20 protein-coding genes and 1 tRNA gene are annotated in these 21,839 nt (G+C 44.3%); 9 read left to right on the top strand and 12 right to left on the bottom strand.

The window, feature by feature from the left end:
- A partial coding sequence (locus tag SGI98_01220) for an IS630 family transposase (protein MDZ4742022.1) occupies window positions 1–130 on the top strand: 130 nt, incomplete at its 5' end.
- Between the two features lie 547 nt (window positions 131–677).
- Here SGI98_01220 and SGI98_01215 read toward each other — a convergent pair.
- On the bottom strand, window positions 678–980 hold the full coding sequence (locus tag SGI98_01215) for a hypothetical protein (GenBank protein MDZ4742021.1): 303 nt from the start codon (window positions 978–980) through the stop codon (window positions 678–680).
- A 188-nt stretch (window positions 981–1,168) separates the two neighbouring features.
- Here SGI98_01215 and SGI98_01210 point away from each other — a divergent pair, with 188 nt between their 5' ends.
- The 3 genes from SGI98_01210 (at window position 1,169) to SGI98_01200 (ending at window position 4,991) form a co-directional block, all read left to right on the top strand.
- Window positions 1,169–1,651 (top strand): hypothetical protein, encoded by a 483-nt coding sequence (locus SGI98_01210; protein MDZ4742020.1) that lies wholly within the window; start codon window positions 1,169–1,171, stop codon window positions 1,649–1,651.
- Complete coding sequence (locus SGI98_01205) at window positions 1,611–3,557, top strand: hypothetical protein (protein ID MDZ4742019.1); 1,947 nt, start codon at window positions 1,611–1,613, stop codon at window positions 3,555–3,557. Before SGI98_01210 ends, SGI98_01205 begins: the two co-directional genes overlap by 41 nt.
- A 573-nt stretch (window positions 3,558–4,130) precedes the next feature.
- On the top strand, window positions 4,131–4,991 hold the full coding sequence (locus SGI98_01200; GenBank protein ID MDZ4742018.1) for an ISL3 family transposase: 861 nt from the start codon (window positions 4,131–4,133) through the stop codon (window positions 4,989–4,991).
- Between the two features lie 79 nt (window positions 4,992–5,070).
- On the opposite strand, the gene SGI98_01195 is transcribed toward SGI98_01200, so the two are convergent.
- The 7 genes from SGI98_01195 to SGI98_01165 all read right to left on the bottom strand — a co-directional run bounded on the left by SGI98_01195 (window position 5,071) and on the right by SGI98_01165 (window position 12,829).
- Window positions 5,071–8,232 carry a hypothetical protein gene (locus SGI98_01195; GenBank protein ID MDZ4742017.1) on the bottom strand — a complete coding sequence of 1,054 codons (3,162 nt, stop codon included), beginning with the start codon at window positions 8,230–8,232 and terminating at the stop codon, window positions 5,071–5,073.
- 102 nt (window positions 8,233–8,334) lie between these two features.
- On the bottom strand, window positions 8,335–9,000 hold the full coding sequence (locus SGI98_01190) for a hypothetical protein (GenBank protein ID MDZ4742016.1): 666 nt from the start codon (window positions 8,998–9,000) through the stop codon (window positions 8,335–8,337).
- 3 nt (window positions 9,001–9,003) lie between these two features.
- Entirely contained in the window at window positions 9,004–10,005 is a 1,002-nt protein-coding gene (locus tag SGI98_01185) for a hypothetical protein (GenBank protein ID MDZ4742015.1), read from the bottom strand.
- A 124-nt stretch (window positions 10,006–10,129) separates the two neighbouring features.
- The gene (locus tag SGI98_01180) at window positions 10,130–10,609 is read right to left on the bottom strand and encodes a hypothetical protein (GenBank protein MDZ4742014.1); all 480 of its coding nucleotides are present in this window, start codon (window positions 10,607–10,609) and stop codon (window positions 10,130–10,132) included.
- A 298-nt stretch (window positions 10,610–10,907) separates the two neighbouring features.
- Window positions 10,908–11,309 (bottom strand): hypothetical protein, encoded by a 402-nt coding sequence (locus tag SGI98_01175; protein MDZ4742013.1) that lies wholly within the window; start codon window positions 11,307–11,309, stop codon window positions 10,908–10,910.
- 13 nt (window positions 11,310–11,322) lie between these two features.
- On the bottom strand, window positions 11,323–11,661 hold the full coding sequence (locus SGI98_01170) for a hypothetical protein (GenBank protein MDZ4742012.1): 339 nt from the start codon (window positions 11,659–11,661) through the stop codon (window positions 11,323–11,325).
- The gene (locus tag SGI98_01165; protein ID MDZ4742011.1) at window positions 11,612–12,829 is read right to left on the bottom strand and encodes a hypothetical protein; all 1,218 of its coding nucleotides are present in this window, start codon (window positions 12,827–12,829) and stop codon (window positions 11,612–11,614) included. Before SGI98_01165 ends, SGI98_01170 begins: the two co-directional genes overlap by 50 nt.
- Before the next feature lie 1,147 nt (window positions 12,830–13,976).
- Here SGI98_01165 and SGI98_01160 point away from each other — a divergent pair.
- From SGI98_01160 to SGI98_01150, 3 genes are read left to right on the top strand one after another with little or no spacing between them, the layout of a single operon-like run.
- Entirely contained in the window at window positions 13,977–14,117 is a 141-nt protein-coding gene (locus SGI98_01160; protein MDZ4742010.1) for a hypothetical protein, read from the top strand.
- Window positions 14,118–14,132: 15 nt separating this feature from the next.
- Window positions 14,133–15,317, top strand: coding sequence for a BtaA family protein (locus tag SGI98_01155; GenBank protein ID MDZ4742009.1), 1,185 nt, complete (start codon window positions 14,133–14,135; stop codon window positions 15,315–15,317).
- A 5-nt stretch (window positions 15,318–15,322) separates the two neighbouring features.
- Window positions 15,323–15,949 (top strand): class I SAM-dependent methyltransferase, encoded by a 627-nt coding sequence (locus SGI98_01150; GenBank protein MDZ4742008.1) that lies wholly within the window; start codon window positions 15,323–15,325, stop codon window positions 15,947–15,949.
- A 776-nt stretch (window positions 15,950–16,725) separates the two neighbouring features.
- Here SGI98_01150 and SGI98_01145 read toward each other — a convergent pair.
- The 4 genes from SGI98_01145 to SGI98_01130 form a co-directional block, all read right to left on the bottom strand.
- Window positions 16,726–16,813, bottom strand: a tRNA-Leu gene (locus SGI98_01145).
- Between the two features lie 73 nt (window positions 16,814–16,886).
- Entirely contained in the window at window positions 16,887–18,146 is a 1,260-nt protein-coding gene (locus tag SGI98_01140) for an MFS transporter (protein MDZ4742007.1), read from the bottom strand.
- A gap of 8 nt (window positions 18,147–18,154) precedes the next feature.
- Window positions 18,155–18,988 (bottom strand): sulfate adenylyltransferase subunit CysD, encoded by an 834-nt coding sequence (gene cysD / locus SGI98_01135; protein MDZ4742006.1) that lies wholly within the window; start codon window positions 18,986–18,988, stop codon window positions 18,155–18,157.
- Between the two features lie 49 nt (window positions 18,989–19,037).
- Window positions 19,038–19,175 carry a hypothetical protein gene (locus SGI98_01130; GenBank protein ID MDZ4742005.1) on the bottom strand — a complete coding sequence of 46 codons (138 nt, stop codon included), beginning with the start codon at window positions 19,173–19,175 and terminating at the stop codon, window positions 19,038–19,040.
- Window positions 19,176–19,309: 134 nt separating this feature from the next.
- Between SGI98_01130 and SGI98_01125 the strand changes: the two genes are divergently transcribed.
- On the top strand, window positions 19,310–20,329 hold the full coding sequence (locus tag SGI98_01125; protein ID MDZ4742004.1) for a substrate-binding domain-containing protein: 1,020 nt from the start codon (window positions 19,310–19,312) through the stop codon (window positions 20,327–20,329).
- A complete protein-coding gene (locus SGI98_01120) occupies window positions 20,329–21,837 on the top strand; it encodes a sugar ABC transporter ATP-binding protein (protein MDZ4742003.1) in 1,509 nt (502 codons plus the stop codon). Before SGI98_01125 ends, SGI98_01120 begins: the two co-directional genes overlap by 1 nt.
- Window positions 21,838–21,839: the final 2 nt, after the last annotated feature.

Below are 21,839 nucleotides of genomic sequence, written 5' to 3'. Positions count from 1 at the left end.
GAAGAAACCCCTCAAAAAAAACGAATCTCTCAAAGAGCGAGTCGAAAACGACTTGGCTGATATTAAAACAAAACCAAAGCTCGTCCGATCATTCTTTAAGGCTAAAATTGTATTTTATGCTAAGGACTAGTCAGTATCTCCGCCTCAAAGTCCTCACATGCATGCTCCCAGAACTATGAAATCCCCCTCAATTCACCCACTCGAAATCCCGAAGAGCCAGAAAAGAAATTAGAGCCTCATAAGTGCTGTCGATGATCGAGGGACTCGAGAGTGATACTCAAATTGGTGTATTTAAGCTTGAAAAACATCGCTCAAAAATGGACGATGCTCATCAGGGATTGGAACGCCGCGAAAAATCAATTCGCTGTCATGTTCCCCGGAAGATTTAATCCTTCAACAATCTTAAAGGATTAATCTCAACATAATATGAACCAGCCCCATACACAAATATCCTGACAGACTCCATTCAAAATTTGGACTCTTCTGCCTACCGAGCCTATAACGAAGTCCGGCGTTGTGTGTTCTTTGACCGGGACACGGCGAATACGAAACCATACGAGGCACTGACAAAGTCGACTCCCTGATCTCCCAACCGTCAACGCGCAGCAATATCCGTGCCGCGCTGATCTTGAGTAATTTGCTCTGGGTCTCTTCACTCACGGCCTTATCATAATATTTTAGTCACAACCCGAGCATGGCTTTAAACCGCTTACCACAGGGTTGCTCCCAGAGAGCCAGATTTTCTTAATGACCTCCAATTCCTCCTCTCCGTACTCACAAGGCCTTCCTTGATTCGGGTTGCGTGGCTTACGCCCAGCCTCCGCTTTCCCCGTCAAGAGTTTAATGGCATGTTTGCGGCTGTATCGGTAGTGCCCACATAACTCATCCAATAATCTCCCTTTGCCTTCCCGTCCACGCCCCGCATACCGTTCCCGGTACAGGGGTAACTGCACGATTTGTGTGCTCCGACTCATTTTCATGACTTCTTTGTTCCGGTGTCATTTCTTTTGAGTCAATGTTCTTTTTGACCCCTCCCACCTTCCCCTTCCTCGGTGTCATAACTTATGAGGCAATTCGAGGGATTGACGGGAACGATGGAGAACGGTAAACTGTACTTCCTAATTCCAAAACTTTAAATGACCGAAGTCATTTGGATTCCTAACATAAAATGAATAAACCCGATATCCCCGACGATGCTCAAGAGATTGTTACTCCTGAAAGGATAACTTTTGATCAATTGAAATCAAAACGTTCCAATCAAAAAAAAGGGGTTTTAATCTTAGGTATTGTCATTCTAACTCTTATCTTAGCGGGAGTACTGTATTTTTTATTTAAACCCGGGAATAATATTAACTCAACAAATAAGAATATTAACTATGGGGATTTCCCGGTGAATGCATTCATGACGGATCCTGCAAGTTTTTCTGGCAACCATTATCAGGCGATTATGCGGGTAGAATCACAGTTAGTGTCTAAAAGTGGCAAAGGTAGGCTCTTTGTAGTGAAAGAAAAGGAGAGTAATAATCCCTTGCCCATATTTGTGCCTGATAACTTGGATCAGTTTAATTTTGAAAAGGGGCAGTTGTTACAACTCCAGTTTTTCATTAAAGATGGAGGACTTATTTATGTTGAATCGATTGAAAAACCCTAACATTCTTATTGGTCTACTGTTCATCGGTATATTGATTTCTTTTTGTCCTGCTGCCGATTTTGCTACAGGGAATGATCCTCTCCATTCTCCCTCGGGAGGAAGTCTTGATGGTTCGAAGGGTAACCCGTCAGGGACAGTATCTAGCAACGTTACTCAATCAGCCAATACAATGGATGTCATTGTTGGAAACCCACAAAATGTAGAAGCTGTTAATGGTATTGTGGGAACTAACATGACAATCGGGATTCAACAGATTCGTGAAGCGACAATGCCAGGCATTGCGACAACATCAAATGGTCGAAATTTGCCATTAACCTTGTTTGAAACCTACGCCAATACAGCGGAAAAAGACAAACAGTCCGTTCAAAAATATAATTCATTAATCGACGAAATTAGGGATGCCCTGAGGGAGGGGAATTATAAGGGAGCCTATGATAAATTATTAGTCCTGAAAGATTTTGATTTTGACGGTGGGATTAGTGAGAATATTCGCAATCGCGTTAAAGCTTCCATGGAAATTAAGACGGAGATTAATAAACTGGAAAAAGAGATAGATAAGTTGGAAAGGGAAAAAAGGAGTAAGGAGTTACTGGTTGGCTCACAATTATCCACATCTAAAGGTGCATCTGGCGCTGCAAATAATAGTAATGCAGCGACGGGCAATAGCAATGTAGTTGTAAATACCCCGCAGGTAAACACTTCACAATTAAATCAAATGTTGGGAAATGCTTATCGTGCTACACGCAGGGAAGAGGATCGTATAGTTGCCGCCGGCAAAATAGGGAGTAAAGAACTCGAAAAGGTTAAAAAGGACATCGAATCCCGTCAAAGCTTTAGAGCTTACATCGCGTCATTAATGGAGAGTCAACAATTTACTCAGGCTGTTGTAGGGATTGAATTCTACCGGACTATCTATAATGATGGTGATTACACAACGGAATTAGCCATCATGTATAACAAAGCACTGGAGGCTAATAAACAGGCAAAAACCGAACTAGAAGCTTTTAATTTTAAGAATTCAAACAATGAATTAGCCGGAGCCTCAGAGAAGTTATTGGCGGCTTTTATGATGTCAAAAAATCTCCCTGACTTATTAATTGTACCTCGGAATGACCGTAGAAGAGTGTCCATGTTTCTGAGAAATATGTCTGAGCTTGAAAGTCTTTTGATGGTTAAGGATTATAATACGGCAGAAGAAAAAATCCAGAATGTTAAAAAGGAGGCTCTAGATTTTGATTTCAGCAAGGCTATGGCACTGATTAATAATGGCAAAATGCAGAGTAATTTTGCTTTAGGGATGGCTAAGCTATCAGCCCAACAAGGTAAACTGCCGGATGCACAGAAATACTTTTATGGGGCAGCAGAGCTTTGGCCAACTAACCCTGATTTGAAAACCGCTAGCCAAACATTTTTCACGACAGCAGATACAAAGGAACAGTATATCATTGAATTTGACAGGTATTGGACAGAGGAGAATTGGAGGGCCTTATATGAGAACCGACTTAAATATCCTGCAGCCCTTGATGGGGACAAGCCACGTATTGCTAAATTCGAGAAAGCCATGAGAAAGGTGGAAGTTGTTGAAGTGGCACTCCTGAAGGCTGAAGAACTTTCAAAGGCCCAGAATCCTGCCGGTGCATGGGAGGTTTTGGAGAAAGCTTCTATTGAATGGAGTGATGATCCCAAACTAAATAAGGCAATGGCAGAACTCTCCGGCCTATCATCGGATTTTATTAAAGCAGTTAAAAATGCCCGTAATTTTGAGGCCAAGGAACAATGGGGAGCCTCATTAACTTGGTATTTACAAGCCCAAGCTTACAATCCTATGAGTGAAATTGCTAAAGCCGGTATTGATAAAACAAAAGAAAAAATCTTAACTTCTGGTACTCTTGCTAACAAACCGTAAGAAAATGCCATTATAGGATTTACATTTTCCTGAGGTTAATTCTTGCGGGTCAACCATTTGGCTGGAGTCCATTGGGGCCTTGGTTGTCGGAGATGGTGGCTACTTGGGTAAAAACGGCTCTTCGGGATTTCGAGTGGGTAAAATTGAGGGGGAAGTGTGATCAAAGGGCCGTTAGTATTGGGTAAGAATGGTTTTGACAGGGGTACAAAATGAGGGTGAGGATGAAAAAAGGGATACGCAGGAAGAGTCTTTATGGTGCATACCGCTTTGAAGGATTTAAAAGGCAAATGGGGAGAGCCGCGAGTCCGGATCGTGCGGCTCAAGCGGCGCACAAAAAAACGGTCTGCGGATGTTGTGTGCATGTTCAAATGGGATGGTATGACGAGAAAAAGCGATGGGTACGAGACAAGCCATGCGGGGATTATCAGATTTATCTCGCAGTGGATATTTACCGTGTGGACTGTCGGAAGTGTAAGTCTGTGAAGAGGGAGAAAGTGGATTGGTTTCTGGATAGCCCCTTCTGCACGAAGAGATTCGGGAAGATGATCGGGCGCAAAGTGCCGCAGCCAAAGCATCAGAGATGTGGCCCGTGAGCATGATCTGGATTGGCACACTGTCAAGGAGTTGGACAAACGTTATATGGAGGAGCAGCTAAAGGCAGCGGGGCCTGCCAATCCGAGGGTTATTGGGGTTGATGAAATTTCTGTGGGCAAGGGGCACAAATACCGGATCGTTGTCAGTGACCTGGATAAAAAGCGGGCGATTTTGTTCGGGGGAAAAGACCGCAGTGAGGCGAGCATGGATGAATTCCATGCGTTTCTAGGGGCTAAAAAGAGTGAGGACCTTCAGATGGGAGTCATGGATATGTGGAAAGCCTTTAGTCAATCGATGCAACGCCATGTGTCGCAATCAGTCATTCTTTATGACAAGTTTCATATTCTGCGACATTTGGGGGAGGCTCTCGACCAAGTTCGTAAACAGGAATACAGAAGGCTCAACGGAAACAAGAGGAAGTATATCAAGGGGCAGAAATACAATTTGCTATCGCACTGGGAGAATCTCAAAAGTGATACGAAGACAGCGTTAAAACATCTGCTGGCGGCTAATAAGAGGTTACAGACGGCGTATTTTCTCAAGGAATCTTTTGCTCAACACTGGGATTATAAACGGGAGGTGTGGGTACGGAAATTCTTTGAGAATTGGAAGAGCCAACTTAAATGGCAGCGGCTCAAACCTTATGAAAAGTTTGCGAAGTTAATCGAACGTCATTGGGAAGGAATTGGTGCCTACTGCGAATCGGACAAAAAACCAGCCCTCGGTTTTGTCGAAGGCTTCAATAATAAAATCTGTGTCATTCAAAGACGAGCCTACGGCTTGCGCGATGAAGATTATCTCCGCCTCAAAGTCCTCACATACATGCTCCCAGAACTATGAAATCCCCCTCAATTCACCCACTCGAAATCCCGAAGAGCCCTTTTTATTGACGAGGTTTTATGAAATCATAATTACATTTCTACCACTTGAATTCACTTTCAATCTTTTGGATAGACTCCCATCCTTGCAGCTCCAATATGCGTCCATCTGTATCTCCGCAGAAAAGATACACCTTTCCAGTTTTGGGATGACGAAAAACATATCCTCCAAAATTTGTAATTTGAAACACGTCGAAATCAGCTTTAGGAGCACTTCCGAGGTCATGCCCTATTTGATCGATAAAAAGTCCTTCGTGATCGAGGAACCCAAAGTATCCGCGAGAACATCCCACACCTATCACTTCGCCCAATGATGACTCAGAAAATTGGATTAATCCAATGAAACGTTGGGCTCCAAAAAGATCGCCCGGTTTTGATAGTCCTTTTGTTAAACCGAATCCCAATCCAAGTTTAGGATAACGCCAGAGTATTTTGCCGGATTGGTTAAATTTATACACACCTTCTTTGCCTCCCCCATCCCTCGAACCGTCTGAAGCCGGTAGGCTAGTAATCGTATAAAGCTCTTTATAGTCCGACATAACCGATGGATATGTATCCACCCTATTTGAAAAAATTTTAATCTCACTTCCATTTCCCAAGAATGCATAATCCGGATAGGACTCAGTTCCTTCATAAATCGGCAGTCCCATATTATCAACGCCCTTGGAAATAATAGTTTTACGTCCTAGAACGAATGCGCCCCCTTTGAAAAATCCTCCACCAAACGTACAAACGAGATCAGGTTTAAACCCTTTTACTTCACGAATCTCAGTTGTGTTAATCTGCCCATCCGCATTACGATCTACCCAAAAAACAGCCTGGCCAGTTAACATTCCCCAATTCGGCATCGACTCCGCAAAATAAGCAAACGCTTTTAACCGATCTTTTTCCACTTTATAGACTCCACCAAATCCGTCATAGGCATAAGTGCCATTACCGATTTTAGCAAATTCAAAGTTTTGTCCCATTAAGCCCCAGCCTTTAGGACCATTCAATGTGCGAGGAATTACCCCCGGCCTTATCATGACTGCATCAGGAATGACTTTACCTGTCTCATAATCTACAATAAATCGAGTATAATGCAGATAAACATTTTCAGGATTGTCAGGTTCGCAGGTCATACGGGCTGCAAAGGCAGTTCCCCCGAAAAACTCATTCAACAACTTTCCTGTTTTCATATCCCAGAGGCTCACTCTTTTCGGTGAAGAGTCGTCTTCCGCCACCCATACTCCTCCGACATTATCGACTGATAAACCTTTAGGGTTTAACAATCCCTCTGGTTTATAACGACCCAAGTTAGGTCGCCCCCCTTTTATACCGATTGTATTGAGGTGCATTCCTTTTTCCGTCCAGATACCCACCTGCATGGTCTTCCCCCTTTGACTGATCAAAAAACGTCCATTATCCGTCAGAACAATATCCTGAGCATCATCCAATCCGGTGATAATTGGGCCACCTAACTTTGCATTCTTCAAGTCCAATGGCATTACCTTGTCAGCCGTCATGACATATAAAATGCTACGATCCTGATTGATAGCCAGCGCACGAGGGGATTTGACTTCAAAGGCATATTTTGGTTTACCCGATTTCCGGTCTACACCCAAAACACGGTTCTTTTGTTCCAAAGCACAATAAATATTAAGTTCATCACTGGTAATCCCTCCTAGATTCGGAAGATTCATATCTTTGACTTCAGAAAGAAGTAATCGCTTCTGACCATTTTCAAAAGATTTTCTTTCTCCTGTTTTAGCATCAAGACATATTAAAATGTTCTTGTTTTTTTCGACGAAAGTACCGACATACAATTCATCACCTTGCACACAAAGGCTCGCGGCATAGTCACCAAATTCAAGCCGGATTCCCCATTGTTTCTGATCATTCACATCGAGACATATGAGTTGATCACCCGCCTCGGCTGCGCTCCATAGGATATATTTATTTCCTTTTTTGTCTGTGGCAATATCTACGGGGTTACCATGATCCCCTCCCCAGCTTCCCTTACCATCTTCTGTCCGCCAAGAAGGGGTTCCGCTATTCATTACTGTTGTCACATATCGCGGGGTGATTCCGTGATGTGCTAACATCTTGATTTTATATTTTCCTGTGGGAATATCCTCTCCATCCTCATCCTGTCCTTTCCATTCTTCTATATGAATACCTTTTTCTCTCCACTCCTTAGTCAGTAGAGTCTTTATCAAATACCCGTCTTCACGGGCCACGGCCATACTGACATATGCCCCCTGCGAGATTGTATAAGTAATAGAGAGTATGCCATCTTTTTTTTCTAGTTTTGGTGCAGTAAGCCCTATTTCTTTATCACCTTTGGGGGAAGTGTTCCTTGCTTTATGGATTTGTTCATAGGCCCGTTCTTTATTCTCCCGGCTTTTTTGCCAATCCACCTGCTCTTGAAAGGCGACATCTGTTTGTCCTAGCGACAAAAATCGTCCCTCTCCCCATCCCTCCGTTCCTTCAAACTGATAGGCACCACGACTAATGCAGTCAAAGAAATGATGCACTAAGTCCCCGTTTTGATTTGCCCACAATGGTTGTATGGTCATCACCCATTTATCTCCCGGACTCGGCGGGGTTTTTACTCCTATCGCCTTCCAAGGAATCTTGGCTTTCATGATATAGCCTCCCGGGATAACATTTTCACTTTTCTTAAAGACTAAACCACTTGAATTTCCGATTAACACTGGCCCCGGTTGATAATTCATTCCATATCTTACATCCACTGCAGGTAAGGAGAGCTCACTATAAAGCCACATGGTTAAATGGATTATTATATCACTATTAGCCACATTTGCCGCGATTGGATGTCTTACTCCAGAATCCGCAATGATCCTGATCTGAAAAGAATCACCACTCCATCCTTTTGATGGTTCTACTCCTGGATGAATCTTATTAACTAATGGGGATTCATCGATGAATTCTGCTGCAATATAAAGGTTTTCAAAGTCATAGGCAAAAGCGACTTTTACTAAAAACCGGTCCTTTAATGAAGTATCCTCATAAATTTCCACAAATGCTTCAGATTTCCAATCATCCAGCTTTGGTTCTTGGTTTAATTCCCCTGTCTTGGCGACATCACCTACTGGATATATATTGATAAATTGTCTTTTACTCTCAGGAATACGCTCCTCTGCTAGAAGAAGCAAAGATGTCAGGTTGATTAATAAACCTATGATCAAAAATATTCTCATTACCCTGAAATTTACAATTTATTCCTCAAGACACAATTCAAACTATTTTATGAAACTCTCATCAAAAAAGTTTAATCCCAGTAAATAATGATGATAGGCCGATTATTTGCGATTGGGAATCCAAATAACTTCTGTTAAATCCAATCTGGACAGTTTAAAGGTCAAATTCCCATTGATGATTTTTCCTTCCACAGACTTCATGGTTAAGGGATTAACCGCCTTGAATAGACCCTCTTCATTTGTGGAGAGATTCAGCCACACCGGTTTCCTTACATCAAAGGTTATATTATCTTTTTGCTTATAATGGAAACGGGGATTGCGCCCGGAATCATTAGGGGCACGGTCTGTCGTATAATCAAGGTTACGGACAAGAACCATGACACCCTCATCCCCGCTCCATAAAGTATAAACTCGGAATCCACTTTGTAGATCTGGACTTAAAAAAGGGTTTCCTGGCCGTAATTTCGCACCGCTCATGGAATATGTCCAGCTGTCCACATGGTTAGCTTTCCCCAAAAGTGGCTCGAGGATTTTAATCTCACGGTTTAGCTTCTTGATTTCCTCGGTAAGCAAAGGACTGGATTTGAAACCTTTAATTCCATTAAAATCATTATACATAAAGTACTTCACCCCCTGACATCCTTGTCCCAATGCGGCATAAACCAATAACCGTAATTCCCCTCCTTCCAGCATTCGAGGTGTCCAAGCATGACATTCAGGAATAAAAAACCACGGCTTTGGACAAGCCGCCAATCGCGACCTCAGCATGTCCTATTCCTCCAGCTCGATATAGGTGGGGAGGTCGCACGGCGTTAATTTATACCGCGCCATCGCCATTCCATCACAAAGATATCCATACAAAGGATCTTGGGAACTGCCTTGGGACGCTGTACACAGATAGGGGTAACAAAGACGCGGATCTCCGGCATTCAGTCGTTTCAGCCTTTCATCACTCAGAGATTGGACAAACATCCCTTTTCCTTGTTGTCCTGCCTTGAGTACATTACAGGCAATATCTTGATCGATCACTTCTGCAAATGGCTCTAAATCCAATCCTAATTCCTTGCGTAATGCGCCTTCTCCCAGAGAAACCCCAAAGGCATCTGTAAAAACACCAAACGAAGCCCTGATCACGGTAGCCATGATCTTTTTTTCCTCTAACTCCACACGGATGGCCACGGCCTGACCGGGTTTGAGAGCCTTTTTGAGTGGAATAGAAATCATGCCAGGGGGACAATAACAGTCCGAGGCAGGCTTGCGATCCGGGAATAACGGCACCTCCATCAGGTTCATGACATCTGTGTATTCCACCTGATTAATCCAAATCTTGAGAGGTTTCGACGGGTATTGCCACGTCGAAAAGGCCACGTAAATATTCTTGAAATCACGGCTGTATTTTACCGATGTAATCCGGCTCCCGTCAATGTACCCCCAGTAACGAGGCACTGCGCCACTCACCTTTTCATCGATTCCCTTGAGTTTGACCTCGATCTTTTTGGCATCATAAAGATAGCCCGGTGGAGTCATGAGGCATACTTGGACAAGGAGTGTTTCCCCCGGCTTAGCAATGGATTTTGGATAACATTGTACCCAACAATACTCTCGACTTCCCCCTTTGGCTTCTTGACCGTTAATCCAGACCTTCTCAAACTCTATATCTTTATCTGAAGAATTTTCAATGTATGTCTCAATGATCGGATAAGCAGACTGGTCATTACTTTCCCGCCACAGAAAAAAAACATTTACCGCCGCACACACTTGAGTAAGCGACACAACATAAAACAATATGATTAATCCAAACGATTTCACTAGATGATATAAAGAGGAGGAGGATTATGGTTGTAAAGAGGTAGAGAACATACCTAAAATGCAACGTAATTCATACTCTTTCTCCTGATTAAAATACTGAATCAGCTTCACCCAAGATATTAATAACTTTCCATGTTTTCACATCCAACGTGACCTCGGCACTGTAATCAGGACCCATATGTATACCGCCAGCAGTCTCATTTTTTTTAGTTGGAAACCTTATAATCAAATTGTCACCATTTACAGTGATCGATGGTTTGCCTTCTGGTATATTCACCTTGCTTTTTAATGCTACCATACAAATATCTATTGCCTTTTTTGCAATTTCAGGAGAAACATCACCAATATATTCAATATCACGACTGCTGTTAATAGAATCACTATACTCTTCTTTGAGGATTTGAGAATTAACAGTGTTTTGCCCAGGTTCAATTGACTTTATTGCATCTTTTCTATCCACACTGTTAGTGTTGATTTTACTTTCCATTGATTTGTTATTCGTTTTGTAATAAAAAATGATGGTTGATATTATAAAAACAAATAGAAATGCGAGTAATATTTTTTTCATACTTGTATATCTTTTATAATTAAGGGGTTTTCTTTCATTCGGTCCAGAACTAGATCTTAGTGCTGACGAGTTTAATGGATGTCCAGCGGGTATGGAATTATTTGTCACTATATAGTCATAAACGATACCTGCAACATTTGCGGTAGAATGTGCCGTGTTGTCAACTAAGGATGGGCCAACTACCCTTCCAACTGATCGGTAAGTTGTTGGAGTATGCGTGTGAAACAAGGAAATATAATCTGATCTTTTCACGCTCTCCTCTCCCATTTCTTTGCATCCCCGCCCAATCATTATTCCATCAGGGATTTATGGCTTGCAGCAGCAGCACTTCCTTCCCCTTTCGGTCTATCCTTATGAAGGTAAAGTCAAGACAGATTGGCTCTATGATTCTGATGCCAATCAGATTCTTCTCCTGCTGTTGAAAAGTGCTTCCAAACTTAACATCCGTGTCTTTCATATCTTTCAAGTAACGGTGAACCCGGCTTACTGTCGGGCGGTGGGCAGGGGCTGTTCGAGAATCCAATTCCTGAAGTAGTGAGACCAACCGTTTGTCGTCTTTTCCCCTTACGCTTTCAATAAGTGTCAGCACGGCGTTTTTTAACTGCTCATTTTGAACCTCTGTGGTCGGCAAATCTCCCGCAGATAATCCACTGACAAAAAGAATTAGGAGAAACACACTGATAATAATGATTATTTTCATGGTATAATAATATTTAAAATACTGTTTTTGATTGTTTTCCAGGATTACTCCAGTCCTGAGCCGCATCCCCCGTGATGCCGTTGGCCTGTTTTTCACAATAAACCTCCTCGTCATCACCATAGGGAAATACAAATGATTCTCTCTTTGTCTTGTCAAATCCTTGTGTTGCGTGAGCATCCTCCCATTCATCTGGAAGCTCATCACCATCGGTATCTGCTTTACCATGCCACACTCCACCGTTCTTCCACTTCAAGTCTACCTGCAAATGAGTCTTTTCATGCAATAACGTTGCGGCCAGTGTGTCAATACCTTTCCGATCCACGGTCAATCCCTCCATCTGAGTAATTTTCATGCCCTGCAGATGCGGGCCCATGAATAGTATATTGAGGATTGCTTGGGTTACTGTTATATTGAGCATACTCCCCAGCGGTTCCGATGGCATAAGAATAAGTGCTGCTAGCTAAATCATAGCCCGAAACTGCATTGGAGGCCCAATAATAATACCAATTTGACGTACTTCCATTTCCTGTGCCTGGGTGATTATTTTCTTCTTTGGCAAAGAATACCTCAAACTCTGTGGGAACCTCTTCTGAATAAAACTTAACTTTGGCTGTTTTGAGGCCAAAGCCAGAGTTGCTAGTGGGGAGTCCTGTAAAAGTAACGGTGGCTTCCAGAAAGTCACCGTTGATGGTCGGTTGACCGTTCGGGTTAGTGGCTTCCCAAGCGAGAGTGGAGTCTCCTACGGCCTCTACATCAAATCGGAAAGCATTTTGAGTTGCCACGTCCATTGTGGAGAGTCCATCCACCTTTGCTTTGAGCTTAAGTGTAATTATTCCGCTAGAATTCGTGGAGAATGTGTATTCGTTAGCTCCCGCCGTTCCTGCCGTGCCATCAGCTCCGTCGACAGTTGCCGTAACAGGGCTGTTAGCGGGTGTAATCCTAGTTACTTTTATGACATTCACATTCAAATTCGTACTACTCGTTCCCGCCGTAGCCTTGACATTAAAATTTGTCGTCGGATTTGTGGGAAAAGTAACTGGGATAGTCGCGGTCGTTGCGGCGACTGCGGTACGGTTTGTTTCCCATTTCGGCCAGCCATTGGGAAAGGTGCCCGACCCAGACGCATTCGCCGTGTAATTCGTGGTCGAGCCGGCCAGGACATTTGTCAGCCCGACAATATTACTTACTCCTACAATCGTGATGGATATATTTTTCGATCCTGTATTTGTGTAGCTAATATTATTCACGCTATAGATGTGGGTCGCTGTGAGGGAGATATTCGTGATCCCCGGTGTGGTAATGGATTGGATACTGGAATTTGTCACTCCAGTTCCAGTCCACGAATAGGTCGTGCCATTTGTTGTGACATTTGTCCCCGCACAACTCACTGAAGCCATCAAAAAGGCATTTGTATCCCCCATAGCTATCATTCCAGAGGGACTAGGTAAGATCGTGACATTTAATGAATTGCTTCCTGCTCCCATTAATAAAATCCAACTCCCTGATACCAGTGAGATCATGAGATATAATCTAATCTTCTCAGGCAATTCTCTAAACTCTATTCTCTTCATATTTCCGCTTACATATTCAAAAATTCAAAACTAATTTCTTTATCCTTTGCGTAAGTAGTCCGTATTTTGGACCACGTCAAAAACCTTGTTTTTATTGACCAAAAGTTATTATTTAAATAAAAGTGAATTGTATATTGTAAATGTTTCTTAGTACCCAAGCAGGTGTGCGTTTGTTTCTTCTTGCTGCCTTGATTAACGTCCTAATTCGCCAATCAATAAAATCTTTGATAGACATGCGTCTAGGATAGTGGGCTGAATGGATTGGTTAAAAAGTTTCTTGTACGAGGTGCCTAGCAGCGGGCATCTGTTTGTGTTCTGTAACCGCCGCCTCATCAATGTCTTCTACTGGGATTGTCTCCATGTGGGAGATTGCCCAAGGGCAGGGACGCAAGCCACTGTACGCTAGTTCGTAAGAAGCACGGGATCATTCGCACGACGTTGCAGAGTCGGCTAGCCGGGCAGACCCACTGGAGTTGCTGGTTAATGTCCGCAAAGCTCTCAGAGTGAACAAGAACACGGTCAACTGCCTCGGGCTACTCCATAACTTCAAGCCGCACTTGCATCGAACCATAAAAATTCCACACGAATTTCTGAAGAGCTATTAAAAAACGTCTCTACAAAATACTATTATTTTGTGTGGTGGAAATTTATCTTCATAGGCTTTTTGTCAAAAAGTTTCCATTTAAGCAAATTACCACTCTCATCAAGGATAGGGGTCATGCTGGGATTTGTGATAGGGGTCAGTGATAGGGGTCGTGATAGGGGTCATGCTGAGATTTGAGATTATTTAATGATAGGGGTCATGCTGATGATAGGTGATAGGGGTCATGCTGAGATTTGAGATTATTTAAAACAAATTGCCCCCAATAACCCTTTACTCAGGAACGTGAGCAAGTTGCGTAGGGGGGGTCTCAGTGCGAAACAAACCGGAGGGGAAAACGGTATTCTTTCTCAAATCTCTGCAGAATATCACACCTCGGCAAGTGAGGGCCGATTACCCTGCACTCGGAAACTAAAAGATTTCTTCCCCGGTAGGCAAAAGCAAATTTCGGCACACCATACCTGTCTTCAAAACACTTCGGGATACAAGTCCTGCATGGAGAGACACCTTATTATTCCATCCATCCCGCAAGAGGTCGGCATTGCAAATGTTATTGCTTGGGGCGTGGAGTTCATAATGAATAGGGTGGATCACACAATCGTCACAATTGCTGACCTGACAAACCCCCATATTTAACGTTTTCATACACTCATGATAGCCCACACCCCGGCCCGCCCCTCCCTCCGTCAGAGGGCTCATGATGCCCTTTTTAATAAGGTTCACACCGGCAACCTCATCTACAACACCTGCTGGGAGGATCCTCGACAGGATCTGCAGATGCTTTCTCTCAATTCCCGCAGCCGGGTGGTCATGATCACCAGTGCCGGGTGTAATGCCTTGGATTATCTCTTGGCTGGGCCCGCCCATGTGCATGCCGTGGACATGAATCCCCGGCAGAATGCGCTGCTCCAACTCAAGATGGCCGTGATTGGGATGAATAGTTTTGCCGATCTGTTCCAGACCTTTGGGGAGGGTTCACATCCGGAGTTTCCCGACCTACTACGGTCTGCACGTCCGGCGCTGACACCCTATGCGGCCAAGTTTTGGCGGGAAAAATCCGATTATTTCAAAAGCACCCACCTGAATCCCTCGTTCTATTACCGAGGTACCGCCGGACGGATGGCCTGGATCGCGCGCCAGAGTTTCCTAGGGACAAATAAAAATGTCCGCAAATACATGAATGATCTACTCGCGTCCAAAACCGTCGAGGAGCAGCAGGAACTTTATGAAAAGGTGCGTCCCATGCTGTGGAACGGTTTTGTGAAGTGGCTCCTGGCCCAACCTCTAGCGATGGCGATGCTGGGGGTACCGCGTGCGCAGATTCGTCTGATTGAAACCCAGTTTCCCGGTGGATTGACCGGGTACATCCAGACCAAACTGGAACATGTTTTCACGAAGATGCCTTTTCAGGACAATTATTTCTGGAGAGTGTACCTGACCGGAAAATACACGCGGGAGTGCTGCCCTCGCTATTTGCAGAAGGATAACCAGGACGCGCTCCGTGAAAATCTACCCCGTTTGACGACCCACACCTCGACGCTGGCGAATTTTCTAAGGGAGAATCCCTCCTCCTATTCGCATTATGTGTTACTGGATCATCAGGACTGGCTGGCCGCGCACATGCCTGAGGCTCTGACCGAGGAATGGAAACTTATTTTGGAAAATAGTCAGCCAGGAACACGCATCCTGATGCGTTCGGCCAGCCCGGTCATAGATTTTATTCCCGGCTCTGCGCGACGTCATTTGCGATTGGATACCGAGATGGCCGAGAAGCTGCATGTGTTAGACCGCGTCGGCACGTACGGGTCGACGCTATTTGCGGAGATCATCTCTTGAGTACTGTGCCCCTGCAGTCGCCGTCCCGGGAACTTTCCGATTATTACCGCTGGCACTCCCACATTTATGACATGACCCGGTGGGCATTTCTTTTCGGTCGCCACGAGATCATCCATCGCGCAGCAAGAAACTGTGCTACACCGAGGCGGATATTAGAAGTGGGCTGTGGAACCGGAAAAAATCTTGTGGCGCTGGCGCGGGCCTTTCCTAAGGCGGAAATTCTCGGGCTAGATCTTTCGGCAGACATGCTGGACCGGGCCCGGCCCAAGGTAGTTCCATTTGGCGGACGGGTGGGTTTGTTGCACAGGCCGTATGATGCGCCTGTGGCTGGGGAACGGAAGTTTGACCTGATTTTATTCAGCTACTCGCTATCCATGATTAATCCCGGATACGAGGGAGTGCTGGATCTTTGCCGGGAGGATCTGGATGTGGAGGGTTCGGTCGCCGTGGTGGATTTTCATCATTCGTGTGTCGCGTGGTTCCGCCGGTGGATGGGTGTGAATCATGTCCGCATGGAGGGGCATTTGATGAAAGCCTTTGGGGAACGGTTCGAACCCCGATCCAGTGAAATTTGTGCCGCGTATGGCGTGCTCTGGCAATACCTACTCTACATCGGACGTTTGCGTGGCTAACAGCTCTATTATCAGAACTCCACGCGCCAACCAATAACATTTGCATGACAACTTATTTTGGGATGGACGGAAAAGCAATATGTCTCGCCCCGATGGAAGACAATCGGGACTCGTGATCCCAAAGTGAGGCAGAAATAGAAAAAAGTCGCCGCAAATTCCCCATAGGGATTCTCGATACTGTGGTTCGGCGTGCTGGGCATGACTTTGATAGGGCAACTTAGTCCTCGTTACTGTGGGCCACGGGCGGAAATCCGAGAAAGCCAAATTTCAGTGGAAAGCAGGGCCGCTCGCCCCACAGGTAAATTGAAAAAAAGTTCCTCCATGGACTTCTGCCGAGAAACCCCATTTTCCTATCGACTTTAAACTTCCTCCTATTTCCCTTTCTTTGAGCCGGATAAAATCATTTAGCCCAAGGTTACTTGTCCCCCATTCACGATCTACCCTGAAGGGGGGGGTGAATTCTGGGCAGACGTGAGGAATCGGCACGTTGGATACGACCCTTTCAGGGTATATCCTTTGTGGCGGGAAGTGCATCCGCTACCCCGTTTTTGATCAAATGCCCCGGGAGGTGACCAAGGCCTGAATGGCTCCATCGGATGTACGCGGGTCGTCTCACCGCGCAAATCGCTCCCGACGACAACGGGGCCCGTCGCCCTACAGAATTAGTTTGGCCAACTCGTTCCACCATCTTTTGTATCTTTTCTTGGTCTTCGTGGTGCAAATTGCTTCCGGTGACTTAACGAGAAGTCGTCGTAACATTAAATTTAAAAAAAGAATGGTGCCGGTGGCGGGACTCGAACCCGCACGGATTTTGAAGTCCCCAGGATTTTAAGTCCTGTGCGTCTGCCATTTCGCCACACCGGCAAAAGTGAAGGTCAAAACGAAGAAAAATACTCTGTCAGAATCTTTTCCACCTGAAAAGAGAATTCCTCAAAATTTATTCTTTTATTTCGGCTTTGACGGGAGGGGCATGAATAAAAAACATTCCCAGCCACCCTGCCAGGAAGAAGACCCCAGTGGAAAGGATGGCTATTCGTCCCGAACCTGTGGCTGTACTCACTGCGCCGTAGGCCAGTGGTCCAGTCGCCGCCGCTAGGCGGGAAAATAACCCCCAATAACCAAAACTCTCAGCCGGTTTGTCAGATGGTGCGATTTGCCCGACAAAAGCACGGCTAGTACATTGGCTCCCACCTATACATAATCCGGCAATATTCGCCACGATGAAAAAGTGCGTCTTATCTTGAGATAAAACAGCTCCTAATACTGCAATCATCCATAGAATCAGGCTGCTTTGGATACTTAACCGTGTCCCTATCCTGTCTTGGAGGAATCCAAAAGTAAATGCCCCGATTGTGCTACTGATTTGGAGTGCAATGAAGAGTTTGATCAATTCGGATTGCGTGTAACCAAACTCCGCAGTGGCATAAATCCCCGCAAAAGCAATGACTGTAGATATCCCGCAAGAATAGAGGAAAAATACCCCGAGAAATTTCCAGAGAACAGGGTTGTTCCGAGCTTCTAGGAGAGTCCCTCGGACTTTTCTGAGAGTATAATTAAGTATATGATCATTTTTTTGAAGTTTTTCAGGTATTTTCCTTTCCTTGAGAAATAAGAAAGTCGGAAGAGAGCTGAGTGCAAAAAAGAGGCCGGTCGCGATAAATGCCAGTTTCACACCTGTAAAACCATAGACATTAATTTCCGATGTCATCACCCATTGAACCAATAATAAACAGAATAAACCTCCGCAATAACCAATCCCCCACGAAATACCACTGATCCTCCCGATTGTCTCTCTTGTTGATAATTCCGGAAGAAATCCTGATACGATATTTTCCCCGCTTGAATAGGCTACAGTACCTAATATAAAGAGAGATAAAGACAAATATAACCCATTTGGCATCACTCCAAGGAGTAAAGTAGCTAGAACACAAAAAAACGTCGAAATGAAGAGAAGGTTTTTTTTGGCTCCATAGATATCGGCTAATACCCCCACAAATGGGGCTGTTAATAACACTAACCATTGGGAAATCGAAAAAGTAGCCGCAAACATCATATCTGCGTCCCTTGCTCCTTTTGCGATTACTTGTGTAAAATAAGGAGGGAATACAACGGTAATGATGATTGTGGTAAATGACGAATTGGCAAAATCAAAGAAACACCAACTCCCAATTTCCCGCTTTGTGGGTTTTGTAACCACGGAAAAAACTAGAAGAACCCTTTTAAACGTAAAGATTCCATCGCATTTTCTTTTTCGTGATCTTGAGCCCTACCGGCACGCTCAGGCACTCGTGTGGCCTTTAGTTCTACAATTATATCATCGATATTCGCGGCATTACTTTTTACCGGATGAGTAATCGGATGGCAGCCCAAAGAACGAAACCTCTTTCCCTCACGAGAAAAATAAAGGGTAGGAATGGGGATGTTATTTTCTTTGATATACTCCCAGATATTTGTCTCTGTCCAGTCGAGCAATGGTTGTACACGCATATGGCCATCAGGAGGAATATCTGTCGAAAAGAGCCCCCAGAGTTCAGGCGGTTGATCCGCTACATCCCAAGTGCTTTCGGCATCACGTGGTGAGAAAAAACGTTCCTTTGCACGGACGGGGTCTTCATCCTTACGGACACCCGTAATCATCGCACGCCATTTGCCTTCGGCTATCGCTTGTTTGAGGGCCAACGTCTTCAGCTGTTCTGTGACTTTGACCGACGAATAAAGTTTACCGGTCTCGGGATCAATGTGTTCGTATCCCACTTTCCGGGATAAAGCATCTTCATTTCTTTTGACGATGATATTCAAATTATGGGTTTTTGCTATTTGTTCCCTAAACTCATACATCTCCGGAAATTCATAACTCGTATCAATATGGAGCAATGGAAAGGGTACATGCCCGAAAAAAGCTTTTTTTGCGAGCCACAGAAGAACACTGGAGTCTTTTCCCATTGAATAGGGCATGACCAAGGAATCATGGAAATGAAACCATGCTTCCCTCATAATATAGATACTCTGGTTTTCTAACTCCTCTAAATATGATTTCATAAGATCCTACTGCTAAACGATTACTCCCCCGATAGCAAATTGCTTTTAACTACCATCCCCCGATTGTTGAGTGAATTGCTTGGATATAAAAACGTCCGGGATAATGTCCGGTGGCGAGAATCTGGAAATAATCAGTACCTTGCCGTTTTTTAGAAAAAAGGCTCAACAGAGTTACCACCGTGAGCATGATCTGCTGTATTCCAAACTTTTGATAACCTGTTCATGCCATTTTTTGACAAATCACATCGCTTATGATTTTGACCATGTTTTAGTTGAGATTTTAAATTTGAATCGTTATTTTAAATTACCTAAAGGGAAAATATGAAGAAAATTAAAATCTTATTTATCTGTGGGCTACTCACTGCAATAATAATCCTGAGTGGATGTGGTGCGAAAAGTGATCATTCCAGTGGGAAAGAGTCATCAACATCCAAAACGGTAAAAATAGCGGTTATCCCTAAAGGTACGACCCATGAATTCTGGAAGGCAATTCATGCCGGTGCATTAAAAGCTTCAGAGGAATTAAGCAGTCCCACGCAGAGACTCGAAATTATATGGCAAGGTCCCCTTAAGGAAGATGACCGAGAACAACAGGTCCAAGTGGTCGAAAGCTTTTTGAGTCGAGGAATCCAGGGTATGGTCCTAGCCCCCTTGGATGCAAAAGCACTCGTGACTTCTGCTGAACAAGTTATTCAAACCGGAATTCCTGTCGTCATATTTGATTCTGATCTCGATTCAACAAAACCCGTTTCTACGGTAGCTACAAATAATTACAAAGGCGGGCAAATTGCTGCGGAATATCTGGGCAAATTGCTCGGAGGCAAAGGAAAGATTATTATTCTCCGTTACGCCGTAGGTTCTGCCAGTACAGAACAACGTGAAAAAGGATTTATTGATACGATTAAATCCCAATTCCCCGGGATTAATATCGTTTCCAGTGACCAGTATGCTGGCCCCACCCGGGAAACCGCTTATCAGTCATCTCAAAATCTTCTGAGCCGTTATGCTTCAAATATTGAGGGAATTTATACACCCAATGAATCTTCGACAGCGGGAATGATTCTTGCCTTGCGCGATTCGGGAAAAAGCCTGGGTAAAATCAAGCATGTGGGATTTGATTCCGGTGAATTGCTCATTGGTGCACTCAAAGCCGGGGACATCCAAGGGTTAGTGGTCCAAGACCCCTACAAGATGGGATACCTCGCGGTGAAAACCATTTTTGAGGTAATCGGGGGGCATCCTGTGCAGAAAAGAATAGATACATCTGTCGGACTCATTACACTACAGAATCTTCATACTCCCGAGACTCAATCCCTCTTGAATCCTGAAAATCACCCCTGATGTCTTCCGAGACTCTCCCTCATTCCTCTCCCCTATTGATGGAAGTTAAAGGAATTACAAAATCCTTTGGCCATACAAATGCTTTGAATGGAGTCGACTTTAAGCTCCACCAAGGCGAGGTGCTCTGTCTGATCGGCGAAAATGGAGCAGGGAAAAGTACCCTCATGAAAATCTTAAGTGGGACTATCCTCGCTGATAGTGGTGTTATTTCTTTGAATGGATCGGATTTTAAACCTGAGAACCCCCACCATTCCCGCTGCTCAGGCATTTCCATGGTTTATCAGGAACTCAGTCTGGCACCGCATTTGACAGTTTCTGAAAACCTTTTTCTGGGGATAGAACCTTCCAAATTAGGAATCATTGATAAAAAGACAGTCGAAGAAAAGACCCTCGGGATACTCCGGGAAATAGGATTAGACGAATCCCTCAAATCAACTCCAGTTCATCACTTATCCCCCGCCCAAAAACAAATGGTTGAAATCGCGAGGGCACTGTTGTCAGCCCCCCAAATATTGGTTCTTGATGAACCCACCAGTAGTCTGGGAGAAAACGAGATTAAAAAACTTTTTCATTTGATCCATAAAATCCGGAAACAATCCATTTCCGTTATTTACATCAGCCACTTTCTGGAGGAATGCCTAGAGATCGGTGACCGGTATCTGGTGCTCAGGGACGGCAGCAGCGTTGCCGAAGGGGTTATTTCCAAAACAAACACACAAGATTTAATTCGCCTGATGGTAGGTAGGAATGTGAATGAAGTATATCCTCGCGTCGTGCACAAACATGGAAAAGCAATTATACATATCGAGAAAATTGCGGGGATATCCAAACCACAATCAGTTTCCTTTGATCTTTTAGAAGGTGAGATACTAGGGATCGCCGGATTGATCGGCACTGGCAGAACAGAAACACTGAGACTGCTCTTTGGACTGGATTACCTCAAAGAGGGTGTAATCGAGTATTCTGGACGAAGAATCCCCCACCCCACGCCACAGGACCAAGTCGAAAGGGGGTTTGGATTTTTGAGTGAAAACCGCAAAGAAGAGGGGTTAATGTTGAATGCGTCCATAGAGGAAAACACCATGCTTTCCAGTTGGAAAAGATTTGCCCGACACGGACTCATAAACTTTAAGAAAGCTGAGAAGGTAGCTTCAGAAAAAGTCTCTGTTTTGAAAACCAAACATCCCGGCATCAATCAATATATCTCTACCTTATCCGGCGGCAATCAACAAAAAGTCGCAATCGCACGGTTATTAGCGCAAAATGCACAGGTTTACCTATTAGATGAACCCACGAGAGGAATCGATATTAACAGCAAGGTTGAAATCTATAGATTAATCGGGCAATTAGCTGCAGAAGGGAAATCCATTATTATTGTGAGCTCATATCTCCCAGATCTTTTTGGTATATGCGACACCCTTTGCGTGATGAACCGTGGGCGCTTGGGCATCAAGAAAACTATCGCTGAATGGACTCCTCACTCGATCATCCAAGAGGCACTCGCATAATT

It is taken from the genome of Verrucomicrobiota bacterium (assembly GCA_034440155.1).
Classification (GTDB): domain Bacteria; phylum Verrucomicrobiota; class Verrucomicrobiia; order JAWXBN01; family JAWXBN01; genus JAWXBN01.
This window is presented reverse-complemented; position numbering and strand designations above follow the sequence as displayed.

Bases quoted from the DNA above. Each gene is read 5' to 3' on its own strand.
- SGI98_01215 (MDZ4742021.1), bottom strand. From the start codon at position 980: ATGAAAATGAGTCGGAGCACACAAATCGTGCAGTTACCCCTGTACCGG.
- SGI98_01210 (MDZ4742020.1), top strand. From the start codon at position 1,169: ATGAATAAACCCGATATCCCCGACGATGCTCAAGAGATTGTTACTCCT.
- SGI98_01205 (MDZ4742019.1), top strand. From the start codon at position 1,611: ATGGAGGACTTATTTATGTTGAATCGATTGAAAAACCCTAACATTCTT.
- SGI98_01195 (MDZ4742017.1), bottom strand. From the start codon at position 8,232: ATGAGAATATTTTTGATCATAGGTTTATTAATCAACCTGACATCTTTG.
- SGI98_01190 (MDZ4742016.1), bottom strand. From the start codon at position 9,000: ATGCTGAGGTCGCGATTGGCGGCTTGTCCAAAGCCGTGGTTTTTTATT.
- SGI98_01180 (MDZ4742014.1), bottom strand. From the start codon at position 10,609: ATGAAAAAAATATTACTCGCATTTCTATTTGTTTTTATAATATCAACC.
- SGI98_01175 (MDZ4742013.1), bottom strand. From the start codon at position 11,309: ATGAAAATAATCATTATTATCAGTGTGTTTCTCCTAATTCTTTTTGTC.
- SGI98_01170 (MDZ4742012.1), bottom strand. From the start codon at position 11,661: ATGAAAATTACTCAGATGGAGGGATTGACCGTGGATCGGAAAGGTATT.
- SGI98_01165 (MDZ4742011.1), bottom strand. From the start codon at position 12,829: ATGATCTCACTGGTATCAGGGAGTTGGATTTTATTAATGGGAGCAGGA.
- SGI98_01160 (MDZ4742010.1), top strand. From the start codon at position 13,977: ATGGAGAGACACCTTATTATTCCATCCATCCCGCAAGAGGTCGGCATT.
- SGI98_01155 (MDZ4742009.1), top strand. From the start codon at position 14,133: ATGATAGCCCACACCCCGGCCCGCCCCTCCCTCCGTCAGAGGGCTCAT.
- cysD (MDZ4742006.1), bottom strand. From the start codon at position 18,988: ATGAAATCATATTTAGAGGAGTTAGAAAACCAGAGTATCTATATTATG.
- SGI98_01130 (MDZ4742005.1), bottom strand. From the start codon at position 19,175: ATGCTCACGGTGGTAACTCTGTTGAGCCTTTTTTCTAAAAAACGGCAA.
- SGI98_01125 (MDZ4742004.1), top strand. From the start codon at position 19,310: ATGAAGAAAATTAAAATCTTATTTATCTGTGGGCTACTCACTGCAATA.
- SGI98_01120 (MDZ4742003.1), top strand. From the start codon at position 20,329: ATGTCTTCCGAGACTCTCCCTCATTCCTCTCCCCTATTGATGGAAGTT.